The 14,304-nt window shown below is 34.4% G+C and carries 31 protein-coding genes; 27 read left to right on the forward strand and 4 right to left on the reverse strand.

Annotated elements, in window-relative coordinates:
* Positions 1 to 204: 204 nt before the first annotated feature.
* From NBRC111893_RS09605 to NBRC111893_RS09620, 4 genes are all read right to left on the reverse strand, one after another.
* Positions 205 to 1,233: a tyrosine-type recombinase/integrase gene (locus tag NBRC111893_RS09605; RefSeq protein ID WP_125008907.1), complete on the reverse strand. Its 1,029-nt coding sequence runs from the start codon at positions 1,231 to 1,233 to the stop codon at positions 205 to 207.
* 126 nt (positions 1,234 to 1,359) lie between these two features.
* Positions 1,360 to 1,656: a hypothetical protein gene (locus NBRC111893_RS09610; RefSeq protein ID WP_125008908.1), complete on the reverse strand. Its 297-nt coding sequence runs from the start codon at positions 1,654 to 1,656 to the stop codon at positions 1,360 to 1,362.
* Positions 1,657 to 1,765: 109 nt separating this feature from the next.
* The gene (locus tag NBRC111893_RS09615; RefSeq protein WP_125008909.1) at positions 1,766 to 2,128 is read right to left on the reverse strand and encodes a hypothetical protein; all 363 of its coding nucleotides are present in this window, start codon (positions 2,126 to 2,128) and stop codon (positions 1,766 to 1,768) included.
* A gap of 467 nt (positions 2,129 to 2,595) precedes the next feature.
* Entirely contained in the window at positions 2,596 to 3,276 is a 681-nt protein-coding gene (locus NBRC111893_RS09620) for a LexA family protein (protein WP_125008910.1), read from the reverse strand.
* A gap of 172 nt (positions 3,277 to 3,448) precedes the next feature.
* Between NBRC111893_RS09620 and NBRC111893_RS09625 the strand changes: the two genes are divergently transcribed.
* From NBRC111893_RS09625 to NBRC111893_RS09730, 27 genes are all read left to right on the forward strand, one after another.
* Positions 3,449 to 3,688, forward strand: coding sequence for a helix-turn-helix domain-containing protein (locus tag NBRC111893_RS09625; protein ID WP_125008911.1), 240 nt, complete (start codon positions 3,449 to 3,451; stop codon positions 3,686 to 3,688).
* 80 nt (positions 3,689 to 3,768) lie between these two features.
* On the forward strand, positions 3,769 to 3,957 hold the full coding sequence (locus NBRC111893_RS09630) for a hypothetical protein (RefSeq protein ID WP_125008912.1): 189 nt from the start codon (positions 3,769 to 3,771) through the stop codon (positions 3,955 to 3,957).
* 22 nt (positions 3,958 to 3,979) lie between these two features.
* Positions 3,980 to 4,309: a hypothetical protein gene (locus NBRC111893_RS09635; protein ID WP_125008913.1), complete on the forward strand. Its 330-nt coding sequence runs from the start codon at positions 3,980 to 3,982 to the stop codon at positions 4,307 to 4,309.
* Between the two features lie 10 nt (positions 4,310 to 4,319).
* Entirely contained in the window at positions 4,320 to 4,661 is a 342-nt protein-coding gene (locus NBRC111893_RS09640) for a hypothetical protein (protein WP_125008914.1), read from the forward strand.
* A gap of 141 nt (positions 4,662 to 4,802) precedes the next feature.
* Complete coding sequence (locus NBRC111893_RS10725) at positions 4,803 to 4,958, forward strand: hypothetical protein (protein WP_160114476.1); 156 nt, start codon at positions 4,803 to 4,805, stop codon at positions 4,956 to 4,958.
* 438 nt (positions 4,959 to 5,396) lie between these two features.
* Complete coding sequence (locus tag NBRC111893_RS11920; RefSeq protein ID WP_125008915.1) at positions 5,397 to 5,624, forward strand: siphovirus Gp157 family protein; 228 nt, start codon at positions 5,397 to 5,399, stop codon at positions 5,622 to 5,624.
* Positions 5,625 to 5,658: 34 nt separating this feature from the next.
* A complete protein-coding gene (locus NBRC111893_RS11925; RefSeq protein ID WP_261341449.1) occupies positions 5,659 to 5,883 on the forward strand; it encodes a siphovirus Gp157 family protein in 225 nt (74 codons plus the stop codon).
* Positions 5,880 to 6,890: an exodeoxyribonuclease X C-terminal domain-containing protein gene (locus tag NBRC111893_RS09655; RefSeq protein ID WP_125008917.1), complete on the forward strand. Its 1,011-nt coding sequence runs from the start codon at positions 5,880 to 5,882 to the stop codon at positions 6,888 to 6,890. The genes NBRC111893_RS11925 and NBRC111893_RS09655 overlap by 4 nt, the downstream gene beginning before the upstream one ends.
* 186 nt (positions 6,891 to 7,076) lie before the next feature.
* The gene (locus NBRC111893_RS09660; protein ID WP_225417730.1) at positions 7,077 to 7,742 is read left to right on the forward strand and encodes a Lin1244/Lin1753 domain-containing protein; all 666 of its coding nucleotides are present in this window, start codon (positions 7,077 to 7,079) and stop codon (positions 7,740 to 7,742) included.
* A 233-nt stretch (positions 7,743 to 7,975) separates the two neighbouring features.
* Entirely contained in the window at positions 7,976 to 8,296 is a 321-nt protein-coding gene (locus NBRC111893_RS09665) for an ATP-binding protein (protein WP_125008918.1), read from the forward strand.
* A complete protein-coding gene (locus tag NBRC111893_RS09670) occupies positions 8,247 to 8,621 on the forward strand; it encodes a P-loop NTPase family protein (RefSeq protein ID WP_125008919.1) in 375 nt (124 codons plus the stop codon). Before NBRC111893_RS09665 ends, NBRC111893_RS09670 begins: the two co-directional genes overlap by 50 nt.
* On the forward strand, positions 8,614 to 9,048 hold the full coding sequence (locus NBRC111893_RS09675) for a DUF1064 domain-containing protein (protein ID WP_125008920.1): 435 nt from the start codon (positions 8,614 to 8,616) through the stop codon (positions 9,046 to 9,048). The genes NBRC111893_RS09670 and NBRC111893_RS09675 overlap by 8 nt, the downstream gene beginning before the upstream one ends.
* A 15-nt stretch (positions 9,049 to 9,063) precedes the next feature.
* Positions 9,064 to 9,270: a hypothetical protein gene (locus NBRC111893_RS09680; RefSeq protein ID WP_125008921.1), complete on the forward strand. Its 207-nt coding sequence runs from the start codon at positions 9,064 to 9,066 to the stop codon at positions 9,268 to 9,270.
* Positions 9,263 to 9,541, forward strand: a complete 279-nt coding sequence (locus NBRC111893_RS09685; RefSeq protein ID WP_125008922.1) for a hypothetical protein — start codon at positions 9,263 to 9,265, stop codon at positions 9,539 to 9,541. Before NBRC111893_RS09680 ends, NBRC111893_RS09685 begins: the two co-directional genes overlap by 8 nt.
* Before the next feature lie 13 nt (positions 9,542 to 9,554).
* Positions 9,555 to 9,692: a hypothetical protein gene (locus NBRC111893_RS10730; RefSeq protein WP_160114477.1), complete on the forward strand. Its 138-nt coding sequence runs from the start codon at positions 9,555 to 9,557 to the stop codon at positions 9,690 to 9,692.
* Positions 9,689 to 9,859, forward strand: coding sequence for a hypothetical protein (locus NBRC111893_RS10735; RefSeq protein ID WP_160114478.1), 171 nt, complete (start codon positions 9,689 to 9,691; stop codon positions 9,857 to 9,859). The genes NBRC111893_RS10730 and NBRC111893_RS10735 overlap by 4 nt, the downstream gene beginning before the upstream one ends.
* A 222-nt stretch (positions 9,860 to 10,081) precedes the next feature.
* Entirely contained in the window at positions 10,082 to 10,324 is a 243-nt protein-coding gene (locus NBRC111893_RS09690) for a hypothetical protein (RefSeq protein WP_125008923.1), read from the forward strand.
* Entirely contained in the window at positions 10,324 to 10,605 is a 282-nt protein-coding gene (locus NBRC111893_RS09695) for a hypothetical protein (protein ID WP_125008924.1), read from the forward strand. The genes NBRC111893_RS09690 and NBRC111893_RS09695 overlap by 1 nt, the downstream gene beginning before the upstream one ends.
* Positions 10,605 to 11,045 (forward strand): hypothetical protein, encoded by a 441-nt coding sequence (locus tag NBRC111893_RS09700; RefSeq protein ID WP_125008925.1) that lies wholly within the window; start codon positions 10,605 to 10,607, stop codon positions 11,043 to 11,045. The genes NBRC111893_RS09695 and NBRC111893_RS09700 overlap by 1 nt, the downstream gene beginning before the upstream one ends.
* A complete protein-coding gene (locus NBRC111893_RS09705) occupies positions 11,038 to 11,475 on the forward strand; it encodes a hypothetical protein (protein ID WP_125008926.1) in 438 nt (145 codons plus the stop codon). Before NBRC111893_RS09700 ends, NBRC111893_RS09705 begins: the two co-directional genes overlap by 8 nt.
* Complete coding sequence (locus NBRC111893_RS09710; RefSeq protein ID WP_125008927.1) at positions 11,465 to 11,716, forward strand: hypothetical protein; 252 nt, start codon at positions 11,465 to 11,467, stop codon at positions 11,714 to 11,716. The genes NBRC111893_RS09705 and NBRC111893_RS09710 overlap by 11 nt, the downstream gene beginning before the upstream one ends.
* Before the next feature lie 20 nt (positions 11,717 to 11,736).
* Positions 11,737 to 11,886, forward strand: a complete 150-nt coding sequence (locus NBRC111893_RS10740; protein ID WP_160114479.1) for a hypothetical protein — start codon at positions 11,737 to 11,739, stop codon at positions 11,884 to 11,886.
* Between the two features lie 14 nt (positions 11,887 to 11,900).
* Entirely contained in the window at positions 11,901 to 12,137 is a 237-nt protein-coding gene (locus NBRC111893_RS09715) for a hypothetical protein (protein ID WP_125008928.1), read from the forward strand.
* A complete protein-coding gene (locus NBRC111893_RS09720) occupies positions 12,118 to 12,312 on the forward strand; it encodes a hypothetical protein (RefSeq protein WP_125008929.1) in 195 nt (64 codons plus the stop codon). Before NBRC111893_RS09715 ends, NBRC111893_RS09720 begins: the two co-directional genes overlap by 20 nt.
* Before the next feature lie 357 nt (positions 12,313 to 12,669).
* Positions 12,670 to 12,930, forward strand: a complete 261-nt coding sequence (locus NBRC111893_RS09725) for a hypothetical protein (protein WP_125008930.1) — start codon at positions 12,670 to 12,672, stop codon at positions 12,928 to 12,930.
* Positions 12,917 to 13,066 (forward strand): hypothetical protein, encoded by a 150-nt coding sequence (locus NBRC111893_RS10745; protein WP_160114480.1) that lies wholly within the window; start codon positions 12,917 to 12,919, stop codon positions 13,064 to 13,066. The genes NBRC111893_RS09725 and NBRC111893_RS10745 overlap by 14 nt, the downstream gene beginning before the upstream one ends.
* Positions 13,067 to 13,136: 70 nt before the next feature.
* Positions 13,137 to 13,643 carry an ArpU family phage packaging/lysis transcriptional regulator gene (locus NBRC111893_RS09730; RefSeq protein WP_125008931.1) on the forward strand — a complete coding sequence of 169 codons (507 nt, stop codon included), beginning with the start codon at positions 13,137 to 13,139 and terminating at the stop codon, positions 13,641 to 13,643.
* Positions 13,644 to 14,304 lie beyond the last annotated feature (661 nt).

Consider the following 14,304-nt stretch of genomic DNA (forward strand, 5'->3'; position numbering starts at 1 on the left):
TAGCATTTTGTGAAATTAGGAACGTTGATATATCAACGTTCCTTTTATTTTGTCTTCAAAAAGAACACATAGGTTCACATAAGTTCACATTTTTTGTTGACACTTTGTTGACACTTGGCCCAAATTTAGGCTGAAAAAGTGTCAAAGTTGACACTTTCTGTTGACACTTTTGTTGACACTTTATTGACAAATCGTTGACACTTTTTATCCTAGCAGAGTATCAAGCATATCAGCAGTTTTCGTGGCCTCTTGAGATTGCAATTCTTGAATAATGTGCAAATAAACCCTAGTAGTGGTGTCAATATTCTTATGACCTAATCTATGAGAGATATAGGCAATAGATATTCCTTTATACAATAAAATGGATGCATGTGTATGACGCAAGCCATGAAAATTGATCTCTGTATCGATACCAGCTTCTTTTACAGTACGATCTAAAACATTATTAATAATTCCATAATCCGGCAATTTATTTTTGTGATTATTAAATACTAAATTATTCTCGTTTTTTTGTCCGGCTAATTGGAATTCAGTATTTTGTTCAAATTTACGTTTTGCCAGTAGGGCACTAAAATCTTTATTGATTTCAATTAATCGTTTTGACGATTCATTCTTTGTAGGTGCCAAAGCTTTGTATTTAATGTTCCATGTTTTTTCAACCCGAATAGTATCATTTTTTAAATCGACGTTATCCCAGGATAATCCTTCGATTTCAGATATTCGCATTCCAGTCATTAAAGCCGTAAGGATCATGAAATAGATTGTGTTATCTGTGCTAGCACTTCGTAATTTAGTTTTGATGTAACTAATTAATTTGACGCTGTCATTATATGATAGATATTTGTGTTCACGGGTATGCGACTTATCATAAACAAGCTGTGTATTAAGTGTGAAGTCTTTGGTAATGATGCCGTCGTTAATGGCGTTCTGGACGCAAGCTTTAAGATGACCATTTATCTTTTCGGCAGTGGCCTTTGCATGTGGTGGGTTAGCATGTGTCCCATCACCTTTTCCATAAAAATTCAAAAAATCTTGATACATAGATGTCGTAATATCAGCAATAGGGGTTGTGCCAAAATAATTCTGTGCAACTCTAATACTATACAGATATTTATCCCTAGTGGCTTCACTGATGTTTGGCTTTCTAAATGTTTGATACCATTTGACAAGGTAATCAACAAAGCTTATATTTTTATTGTTTAAATCTCCACCACGGTTATATTCATATTGCATTTGGTTAGCATAATCTTGGGCATTTTTCTTAGTTGAAAACCCAGATTTTGTTAGCCATTTTTTTCGCCTTGCTTGTTCTTATATAAAATTCTTGTTCTCCATTTACCATTTGGCATCTTAGAAAAACTAGCCATTTAAATCTCCTCCAATTTCATCGTTATGATGCTCACGAAGAACCTTACGCAAATTCTCAAGTTCAGTTTCTTTATCAACTGGATGTTGTTTTCGTTCTTTAGCTTCTATAACAAAGCTTTTAACAAATTCAACAGCATGGTCATATTCTTTTTGGTTATGAGGCACAGGGTAGTCGAACATGAAAAAATCTTTGTTCACACCAACATCACGTTGTAATCCTTCATAAAATTCTCTCAGTGTCATAAAGTCAGTAGCTTTATAAACATCTTCACTAAACATTTCGCTCATATCTATTCTCCTTCAAACGTATGTTCTTTTCGCCTTAAAAATAAAACCCCAGAGGGAATACTCACCGGTGGATTCGAACCATCGTGGAATACCATAATGAGTGAATTTGTTATCTGTAATAACTGTGCCAAAATGTGTTCATTGTTATGTGATGGCGGTTAAAGTAATGTAGTGAATTGCTACCGGCACCTTCAAGATATTGTATTTTGTAGTAATGATTGCCAAGGTATTTCCATCGGTTCACAACATGTGATGAAGTATCTGAGTAACTACCAAAACCGACAATAAAATATTTAGTAATGGTTTCACCAGATTTATTATGACTTCCTTGTGCATACCAGTTACCTCTTAATACCTTAGGCAAGGCACCATAATGCCATGATGAAGCGTCAGCATTACTTTGATTAGCAAGCATTGCACCACCGAAAGAAAGAGCAGCAATACCAGTTAATACATAATTCTTTAATTTCATGATTTTACCCCCTGAGTTCAGCTTTTAAAGTCGTCGGTATTTGGACTAAATTAGGTGATTATTGCATTTTTCGCAATAACCATTTTTGCTATACAACTCAAAAAATATTGAACCAATTTAATTAAATATGATCGTTAATTAATGATCATATTTCTAAATTGTCGAAAAAGTTAATGTATGCAAAAACTAATTTTAGTTCATAAATTTTTAGCAAAAATGGCTATAAATAGTTTTGGCATGCATTTTGCTGTATTTAGTCAACGATAAATCCTTTAAATCTAGTTAATGTTCACATTATGTATACATTAATATCGTTCAATTAACGTTAATGTATACAAAAGTACACAAAGTAAAGTAAAGTAAAGTAAAGTAAATAAAAGAATATATATATATACGCGCGCGTGAGACAGAAAAAACACAAAAATAAAAAATCAAAACCGAATGACAATGACTATACCAATTTTGATTTAATATTTTCGTTTAGTCTCAACAAGACGCCCAGCAATTGTTAAATCATTGATCTCATTTCCAGCAAAAATCCTTGGTTGATACTTTGGATTAGATGCAGTTAAGATAATTGACTTATCAGAACGAGTCACATGCTTTAGAGTTCCTTCTTCGCTATCAACAATCACTGCACAAATATCGCCATTTTCAAAAAGTGGAGTTCGCTGAATTAAGGCGTAGTCACCGTCGTGGATTCCATCACCAGTCATAGAGTCGCCAGATACAATTAACCAGAAATAATCTTGATTAGTTTCAAGATCCCATTTAGAAATAGTTTCAAATCCTTGATGGTCCTCTAATGCTAATCCATTGGGTCCGGCTTTTATTGTCCCAATTATTGGTACATTAACAAAATCATTTTTTTCTACTGGAATACCGTTAGATGGCATATTTTGATGGTTCGTTGGCTTCATTTTACGACCTAATAGATAATCAGCCGTGACTCCTAAAACGTTAGCAATAGCTAATAATTCTGTATCACGGATAGGCCTAGTTCCATTCTCAATTCGATTTAATACAGCACGATTCAAATTTATTTTATTTGCTAAGTCTTTTTGCGATAGTTTTTTTTGTGTTCTTAGTTGCCTAATTCTAGTTCCAATTGCTAATTGGAATTGATTAGTTTGATCAAGCTCTGCCATACTTTCCACCACTTTCTATATTGGCACATCTACCGTACCATTTTTTTCTATATCAGAAAATATTAAGTTCTAAAAAAAGAAATTAAAATGTTTACATTTCTAAAATAGAACTGTATAATGAATTTCGAATAGAGGTTCTAAAACAGAACTTAGATAAGGAGATGACAAATCTATGCAAAATCCTATTTACTTGGAACGTATTAAAAATCGACGTAAGGAATTAAAAATCACACAGCTAGAAATGTCCCAAAAGCTTGGCTTTAAAAGCCCATCGACATATTACAAATACGAAAGTGGCGAATATACTTTGAAAGTCGATACTTTACAACAAATCAGTAAAATTCTGAAAGTCGATTATAGCTATTTTTTTAAACACAAAAGTTCTGAAATAGAACAAAACGCTGAAATCTAATGTACTGATTATTTTCTTAAATTATATTGGTTAATTTCCTGAACAGATTAACCAAAATTCAATAAATGGGGTTGCCTAACATGAAAAACAAAATCAAAACGTCAAAGAATATTGCCGAAGCATTAAGAAGAGCGATTAAGCGAAACCAGATATATCAGGGACTTATGGCTAATGATTTAAAAATGACAAGTTCCAATATATCTAATCAGGAAACAAAGAAGTTTGATACGCCAATTGATTCTGCATTCAAATTTTCAGTTTTATTTTAACGATCCTGTATTTAGTCAGCAGATGGCATCGATTTACTTTGATGCGATAGCAATGTTTAATCCGAAGGAATGGGCAGACCAGTTCAAACAATCACCTTACGCTATTTGGATTAAGCTGCGTCAAATTGAACAAGAGCGTTTAGAAATGGGCAACGACGTATTAGGATTTGCCATGGAAAAACGTGAAAATTGGACGACTAAGCAAACCAAGGAAGCATTTACTTGGATGGTAGGTTTACTGAAGACGATCAGCCTAGCTTCATTAATGGCAAAAGAATTTAGTGATGTAGCTCATTATGATTTGAAGGCTATGGAGCAAGACTTCAATCAACAATTTGGAGACTTGGGTTAGGAGGATTTATATGAGTGATTTATCAACTGAATTAGGGAAAATAACTAATTCGATATTGAGTGACTATGTAAAAAAAGTTGTTGATACACAAGTAGCCAATTTACATCCAGTGACTGTCTCAATCAAAGGATTATCAAAATTGACTGGTATGAGTGAAAGTTGGTTACGTCAGCATGCGGTTGATACACCTGAATTTATCAACATTGAATTTGATTTAGGCTCAAAACGTTTATGGCAAGCTGACAAAGTGAATGATGCTTGGCTAACTTATATCAACCAACACGGAACACCAGCATCAACAAGGTTGCCACAGTCAGTAATTCGAGAACAGAAACGGGGGTTATTAATATGATCACAGATTATTTACAACGTATGAGGGTACTTAATCGCAAAATTTAAAAAGCCAAGCAAGATCATAATGATAAATTACTTGGCGGGTTGTTGATTTTTAGAAACAGGGAAGAATTAAACCACAAGGAAGAGGTTGAAATGCATGTCAAAAATTAAAAGCATAATAAAGCATCTTTTAGAGAGGCAGCTTGCGAAGTGGACTAAACGAGCAGCACGGTTGGTAAGAGTTTCAGATTCACTCGAAGCTAAAGGTGAAGAATTAAAACGAAAAGCTGACGAAATGAAAGGAGATAAATAGGATGCTACAAATCTTAAGCGAATTGCTTTATAGAGTATTTTTATTTTTATTGTATCTAGCAATTTTCGGCGGTATCGCGCTCGTTATTGAACACCGCAAAGAACTTTTCGATTTTCCAAAATTTAAAGATATCTGGGAGGAAATAACAAATGACTTTTTCGGAACAAAAATCAAATGAGCATAAAAAAAGAGCTGAACAGCGGGCACTGTCCAACTCAACGAGTAAAAAACTTGTGAAAATATCTTATGCTTTCGATTATATCCCCAAAAGACGCCGTTTTCAATGGTTAGGAGGTTGGATTCATGGACGAAGATAGATTCTATGATCGTTTAGCAGATGAGTATGAAGAACCACGTCCCACAGCTGATGAATGTAAAGAAAAGTACACAGAAGATTGTGAAGATTCATGGGATAACTAATTGTATGGAGGAATTAATATGCAAACCAGTTTATATGATTTAACTCAAGCGATTAATGATTTGCAAAATAGAGAGGATCTAGATCCTGAAATTATCAAAGATACGTTAGATAGTCTGCAAGATAGCAGAGATAAAAAAATTGAAAACATAGCAACGTGGATTGATAGTCTCCAGGCAAATGTTGATTTTAACAAAAATAAAAAATTGAAAAAATTAAAAAATTCAACAAAAGCAAAAGCAACGTAAAATCGACAGTCTAAAACAGTATATTAAGGATTCTTTGACTGACGCTGGAGTAAGCGAACTGTATACAGAAAATTACCATGTGGAATTTGGTAGGAAATCTGAAAAAGTCATCGTAGATGAAAAGAAATTACCAGTTGATTACATGAGTGAAAAAATTAGTTATACGCCAAATAAAGCAAAAATCAAGGCAGATATCAAGGCCGGCAAAACTATTAACGGAGCGAGTTTAGAAAGTAATCGGGGGTTGAAAATACTATGAGTGAAGAAGAAAAATACCAACCAAGTTTATCCACACTTGAATTAATTAATAACTTGAATACAAACGATATGAGAAATGAGCTAACAGCCATTAATCATTTTCAAGCCATGGTGCAGGAACAACTTACAGAAAACCAAGATTATGGGATTATTCAAGGCACCAACAAGCCAACACTATTAAAACCAGGGGCTGAAAAAATCCTGATGATCATGGGTGTGCAGAGCAAATATGAAATCGTTGATAAGATTGAAGATTATCAAAAAGGATACTTTGACTATACAGTGCAAGCAAAACTGTTAAAAAATGGCATGTTATTAACAGAAGGACTAGGTTCAGCAAATACCAACGAGAAAAAATTCCAACGCAAAATTAAAAATTCGAGCGGAGAAAAAGAAGTTGATCCTAACTCCGGATTTGATATGAAAAACACCGTATTAAAAATGGCAAAGAAGCGAGCACAAATTGACGCTACACTCACTATCGCTTCGTTATCTAATATCTTCACTCAAGATCTAGATGAGTTAAAGGATTTTTCAGATCGAGAAAAGTCAGAAACGATGACTATCGAAATTGCGGAAAATACAAAAATAACTTTTGGCAAACATAAAGGTGAAACGTTAAGCCAGGTCATGAAATCTGATCAAAGCTATATCAGATGGCTTAGTGATAATGCTCGGCAGGCAGACCTTAAGCAGGCTTCTAAAATGCTGTTAAATCCACCAGCCGATGAGAATGGCGAAAAACTTGCAACGAAAGACCAAGTTATTGAATTAAGCGACCTAGGTAAAACTTATGCTGAAAGTCACGGCATAGTTGATGCTAAGAAAACTACTATTGATTTAATTAAGATGGCAGATTCGGATTGGTTAGGTGATCTAACTAAGATTAGTGATAGCACATATCGTCAGGCTAAAAAATATATTCAAGATTTGATGGCATCAGAACATGTGCCTAGTGATCCATTTGCAGGTGATACAGACACAATCGAGATAGACGAACAAGATTAGCACATGTAGATGATTTATGAGGGTGAAATCAAATGGCAAGACCAAAAAAAGATGGGCTGGATTATTTCCCGTTTGATGTTGATTTTCCAACCAATGAAAAACCGAAGCAATTATGGGCGAATTTAAAGAAGCTGGAGTATTAGCAATGGTTTACTTGTTTTCAGCGATTTATCGGCAAGGTTATTTTTGAAATGGGATAAATTATCAAAGATGCAACTTGCTAATCGAGTGAATTCAACACCAGAAGCAGTTGATAAGCTCGTTCATCGGTTAGTTGAGTACGAGACCTTTGATGAAGAATTATTTAAGACCGAGAATGTGCTAACTAGCGTTAGGATCCAAAACACTTATATTGAAGCAACGAAGCGCCGTAAGAATGCACACCACGATGAGTTTTGGTTACTAGATGATGAACCCATGCAAAATCAAGTACAACCAGATCAAAGTGAAGAACCAGTTAAAAAAGATTCAACAGATAATCTAGATGATTCAAAAGCAGAAAAAGCAAAACTATTGCCCAGTGACGAAGCAGAGCAACGGATGAATGATGAATTTATTCAGGGATTTTGGCAAAACTATCCAAAGCGTCAAAAGTACCAAGAGGCGTTGGCTGAATATACGAAAGCCAGAGAATTTGGGGCAACAGAAAAAGAAATAATTGACGGGGTTAAAAATTATTCAAAGTATTTAAAAGCTAAGGGCAAGGGTGATGGTTATACAGCTTTACCAACTACTTGGTTAGCCGGTAAACGTTGGCAAGACGATTATGATCTTACGCCTGAAACTGCTGGAGCAAAACAACGGTCACCAGTTAGCTATGAAAGCTTTGATGATTCGGTTATCCCGTTCTAGGAGATGACGACCATGGAAAGCATGGCAGATTCAATTACAGGAATATTTAAAGAATGGATCGATAGTGGACGAATGCGAGAATGTGGGCCATGTCCACAATGTGGGTCAGAGATGTTGGTCTTTGTTAATATGCAGAACAAACGTGATTTAAGCCTGCCAGCGTGCCAAGCATGTGGTTATAAAGTCACTAAAGGTAAAGCACAAGACCCACATAAAAAGAGCGAGAATGGTCAATGCAAGCCCGCAAAAAGGATGCAATTAATTACTTGGTTAATTCGAGTGTGTTTAGCGATCAGGATGTTATTAATAAGAATTTTGCTAACTTTGATGCTGGTAATCCAAAACAAAAAGAAGCTAAGCAACAAGCCTTAAAAGTCGCACAAGAAATCTTAACTGATCAACCTGTTAATGCTATTTTCACTGGTGGGACTGGACGAGGTAAGACACATTTGGCCATGGCCATTTGTATGAAGTATTACAGAAATCAGACTTCAAAAGAAATGCATGTTCTTGAACTATCGGCAGTTATTAACTCAGATGAGAGCCAGTTTTAATTCTAAGGAAGAGGCTCGCAAATATGATGATTTAGTTACTAATCAAATCAAACAGGCTGATGTAGTTGTGATTGATGATTTAGGTTCTGAAATCGGTGATGACTATGTAAACAATTCAGCCAGTCGATACGATATCGACATTGTCACATCTATCTATGATGCACGGGCATCTAAAGCAACAATCACCACAACCAATCAATCCGGTTCGATATTAAGACAGATTTATGGGAATAGGTTATTAAGTCGTATGATCCAACATTCAACCGGTAACAACTTTATGTTCGATGGTATGACAGATTATAGGACGGTAGAAATGCATGGTTAAGTATCCGACAGGCGTAAAAGCAATAACAGTAAAAGCGAAAGTAGCACAGTCATCAAAACAAAAGCAAAAAAAATATCATAACCGACCAGTAGAATATGATGGCCACCGGTTCGATTCTCAAGTTGAATGTGGTTATTATAAGCAACTTAAAATCTTGAAGCTGGATTGTAGAGTGCATGAAAAATTTGAATTACAGCCAAAATTTGAATGCGGTGGTGTGCATCATCAAAGCATGACTTATAAGCCTGATTTTAGCATTTATGAGCAAGGAAAATTGGTTAGTGTAGTTGATGTCAAAGGCGGTAAAGCAACACAAACAATAGCTAGTACAATGCGTATGAAAATGTTCATGTACAGATACAAAGTTCCTGTGGTAATTGCCACATGGAATAAAGAAACACAAACTTTTGAAGAAAAAATTAAATAGATTGGGGAATTAAACATGGCCACGACAATTTTTAAACCAGTGAACCATATCGAAGTTGAAATAAAAAACGAGGGAAATCAATTTACTCCTCAAATTACAAAAACCGATTATGAAAATAAAGAAATTGCATTTGCAATGCTGACTGAATATGTATTACGAGTGCTCCAAGAGAATGGATATTCGACGGACAAACTAATGAAGGAGCTCGCTTATCATGGATAAGCCAAATAAAGAAGAATTAGATGTTGACGAACAGTTAGCACAAGTGAAAGCACGACTGAAAAAGCTAATTTTCACTGATGGTCAATATTTGGATGAAGATGCACATGAGCAGTCATCTATTGTCATCAGTGGTAAACGTTATTCAAACATCACTATCATCGATCAAGACAGAGAACCAATTGCGATTATAACTCCTGATGAAATTATAGCTTTGCATGGTTATGGAGTGTTGTTTGATGTTGGTGAAGATGAAAACACCAATAACAATTAATGGACTGATCCAAATGAAACAGAGTACAAAAAATATGTATGATCTGTTGATTCCATTAGAGAATAAGTTTGGCAGTATTGCCAATGTTCCAGATGATGATCAAGTGGACAATTCAACAGTTAATATCTTGCAAAGGTTGATGAAAGAATGACTAAAAGCAATTTAGAAAAATTTCATGCTGGTGATGTTGTGACTTTAAGTCAACATGAATATCCGTTATATTCTGATCCAATTTTCATGGAAAGCAAAACTGAAGAAGTAATCACAATCCAAATCGTTAATAAGAAAGTAAGTGCCAAAGATGAGCAAAAAAGTTAAAGTACCAAAATATGTTTATGATAGTTTCGAAGAAATGAAATTCGATGTGATGGATGAAGATGAATTTAAAGTACACGCTATTTTAACCGTAGAAAGTATGTTTAACAATCAAGGCTTATATAATCCAACCTATTTTTAAATTGGATTGGCGGACATCATAAAAAAGCGCTATATGCGATTATAAAAGGCTATGAAGTTGACGATGTTAAATACAATTTGATTTTGGGAAAGGACTTAAATGATGAAGGCGAGATATTTTTTACTGCATACCATAAAACAGAGCCTGGTGAAATATTAGTTACTGATATTGCATATTCATATGAATTAAATGAAGATCGTTATCAATTTACCGAAGATGAAGTTAATGATTTAATCAACAGACTTAACGAGCAAAATGAGCCTAAATTAGCTTCGATCGTTGAAATGAGTAAAGTATTAGTTTCAGAAAATGAGGTGGATGAATAATGGATAAAGTTAAAGTGCCAAAATATTATGAGGACTACCTCAAAGAGAGAGCAGAATACTTACTAGACAAAAATTATTTAAAGTATCTTTTTGAGGCTGATCAAGATAAGAAAAACAATTTAGCATATTCAGATTTGATTAATGGAGTCGATAAAATATTCAGGGATTCCAAAATAGAGCATTCTCCCGTAAATGACTGGATTAAAAATAATTATTCAACCGCAATTGATGCAATCATTCATGGCTATGAAATTAAAGATGCAGAAAGTGAGGTTGAATAATGGATAAAGTTAAAGTACCACAAAAGTATGCTGATTGGTTAGAAGACATGATTGACTATTATTATGCAAGTTTTGATGTTCACGATCATGACAAATTTAGTTTAGTTAAAAAACAAATCGTGCTTCTTAAAGTTCTTGGACAATATGTTGAATTTGCTAATCCATATCGGTTATTAGACAACTGGCTTGTTAACAATTTTGATATAGCTGTTGAGGCCATATTGTTTGGATATGAAAATTCAGAAGCAATTTATGGATATCGCTTACCGAATGGTCAGTATGTAGATGGTTCACGGTCGGATGTACCTATTAAAAATTTAAATTCATTAAATTCGTTACAGTTTGATACTTCTGATGAATTTAGATCCTTAACTAATGAACAAATCGGGATTTTAAGTCTCTATGTAAAAGGCGAAGTTGTGGAGGAAGACGATGACTGACAAAGTTAAAGTTCCTACGGAGTTTCAAAATTGGTTAAATGTGCAACTGAATTTAAACAATGATAGCAACTATATAGTTATGTATTTAACAGGAATTGGAAGTAGTGTTAATTATTCAGTTGTATCTTATCCAGGACTGACAAATTTGAGTGATGACTTGGTGCAGTGGGTTCACGAGCATTGGCAGGATGCGGTTACTGCTGTCATTCATGATTATGAAGTTGTAGATTCTAACAAAGTTTTAGGTTATCAACTATCAAGTGGATCGTATGTGGCTAGCTTTAGCTATGATTCTAAGTATCATGATGGAGTGAATATGACTACATTCACAATCGGAATGTGGGATAAGTTCCAAGGACTTAGCGATTACGAATTAAGAGAAATTGACAAGTGGCTAAAGGGAGACATTGTGGCCAGTTATGAAAAATAAAATAACAGATTTTGGCCATGATGATAAATTTGATATTTCTGATGCCTTCACTGTCATGAACAAAATCTATCGTGAAGAAAATGTTAAGGCGGTTGGTGCGGTAATTTTGGTTGAAAAAGATGGTCAATTATTAGTCAAAACGATTGATGCATACAGCAACGATAATAACAATTATGATAAAAGCTTCGCATTGCTCGGATCCATAGAATATTTAAAAGATCAGGTTAAAGATGATGAATGAACTTATCGGAGGTAATAAATATGCCATTAGTGACAAACAAGAGATTACAGGGAATTACCACAGTTGACGGTACTTCAATTAATTTGGGAATGGATGTTATTAACAGTTCAACACTTACAAGTGATAAATATGAAGCTTATAGTGTGAGTGATAATTTTTTGATAACTTAGCAATTGATCCAAATTTGTTCGGTATTGACTTTGCAAACGAGCTTGAGAGAAACAGTGATGGTGAGTTTTACAACCGTCATGTTATGGGTATTGTGTATGAATTTAAGGGATTTTCAGATGGCATAAACATCTCAATTAAAACCGATATAGGTTACGTTTCATTTTCAGTTCCTAATAGTCAAATCAAATATCGTTGGTACACAGATATGATCGATTGGAAAGAGGAAGAAAATGAAGAAGGCAAAATATAGCAATGATAAATTTGTTAAGAAGTTTAATCATGATCAAAGGAAAAAAGAGCAGCAGTATAAGAATGAATTAACTGAGAAAAAATATGATGCGACAGAAATTATTCTTTCGATAAACGGTCATGATGTGGCTCATTATGTTGGAAATGAAAATTGGGCAAGAATAGATGAAAAATAATAAAGATTGCGTTGATTTTTCAAATGCGACTGTTGCATGCAATCGGTTTGGCAATCCAGTAGATGTCGGCAAAGATGCACAACCATTAGAGATTAAATGACCGGCAAAGTTCAATGATGATATTCGTGATGATTTTAAAGTTTACCTATCAGGATATCTATGTGAGGAATGCACAGAAGAGTTAAGGCAATGGATTAACCGTGGCAAATAAGTTGATGTGAAAGGTATGTAAATGTCAGTCGAAGATTTAGCAATAATCGTTTTTAATTTTTTCATTGTGTATTTTGATTACGTTAATAGTTATGTTAATAGTCATGGCAATACACATGAATAATTAGGAGGTGTTTGGATATCAAAATGCAATATTTAAGTATCGCCATTACCGTGTTTCTGATTATTGAATTAATAGCCAATTTCTTTATGCCGATATTTCCACCGTTATTCTTAGGCATTTGGTTATTGATTTTATATGTACTGTACCTCGCTGAGCGAATTGACGATTTAATCGTTACTCACAAGATAAATAAATTGCGTGAAGTCGCTGAAAAGGAAATTGAAGAACTTGTGCGTGCGTATGGTGAAAAGATTGGCGATGAGGAAAAACATGACCGATCATAAAGACAAAACCAGAATTTATCTAGAGGACGGTAGTAGCGTTTGGGTAAACTCTAACAACAAAGTTTATATTGGTGGCATTTATAAGGGCACGGTTGGAGAAATATTTAACAAACATTATCAAGAAAAAAGAGCATAAAAAAAAGCCACCCCATAAATCATGAGCGGTTGCGACACAACTAGTATATCACACGGTTAGGGGGGTTATTTTGAATTATCACACTAGCATTGATTTTGATGCTACTAAAAACAATACAAACAAATTATTAAATGAATATCGACGGTTAAATATAGATCGTCATAAGTTAAAACTAGTCAGTAATTTATCGGCTATCCAATATGATGGAATGCCTAAAAGCCAAAGCAATCGGAATTCCACCGAGGAAGCTTTAATAAATGATTTAAACGATATCGAAGAAGAACGTAAGTCAATCGAATTTAAGATCGCTTTGATTGATAAGACATTAGTTGAAATGACCAGAATTGATGAATATACGGCCAAATTAGCTAAGTTACTTACTTTAAGATATATTGACCGGTTTAGTGTAACCAAGTGCTGTTTCGAGCTGTCAGAGGCATTTAATTCAGCTATGGAACCTATGAATGGTTTACCAATGTCCAGAAACAAATTCTATGACAAACGTGATGAAGCACTATTGATCTTTGCTGAGGTTTATCCGAAAAAAAGTGACCTTATTGAGTACCAAAAACAATAATCAACACTTTCGGTACATATTCAGTACACAATCAGTACACTTTCAGTACAAAAGTGGGACGTTTTGAGTTAATTACGGTGCTATATTGATATCGTGATAATAATATAAATGACCCGGTCGTAATTGATAGCGAGCCGGTTTGATTCCGGCATACGACTTTATCAGCTAGTGATTCTCCTTATATTTTATTTTGATGAACAAATACCTTTAGTTTTTTATACCACTTTATCTTTGGTCATATCGGTTTATACAAAGTTCTGAATGCCATAACATTAATGATTACCATGTATCGAATTTGTGTTAATTCCCCTAATATATAATTCGTATAACTTCTCTTTCTTTAGCGCAAGTTTTCATATTTCACTAGCTGATAACGACTAACAACGGTATTTCGGTGGTTCGACTCCGCCGGTTAGCCATTGCCCCAAAAAATTCAATAAAGGGATGTGAAATGCCCCTTATTTTTTAAAATTACTAATTAACGACTAATCTTAGTTCTACATCGGGCAAACTTAAAAAGACCTTCGCAAATTCAATGACAGTTTTCGTGGAGGCTTTTTTTGTACTCTAAAACAAGAAGAAGGTGGCTTATGTCTACTGTAGTTGTTGTGACAATCATTATATTAAGTGAACCAACTATTTGGTGGCTAGGCCGCCATTG

The organism is Lentilactobacillus kosonis (assembly GCF_003864335.1).
Classification (GTDB): Bacteria; Bacillota; Bacilli; order Lactobacillales; family Lactobacillaceae; genus Lentilactobacillus; species Lentilactobacillus kosonis.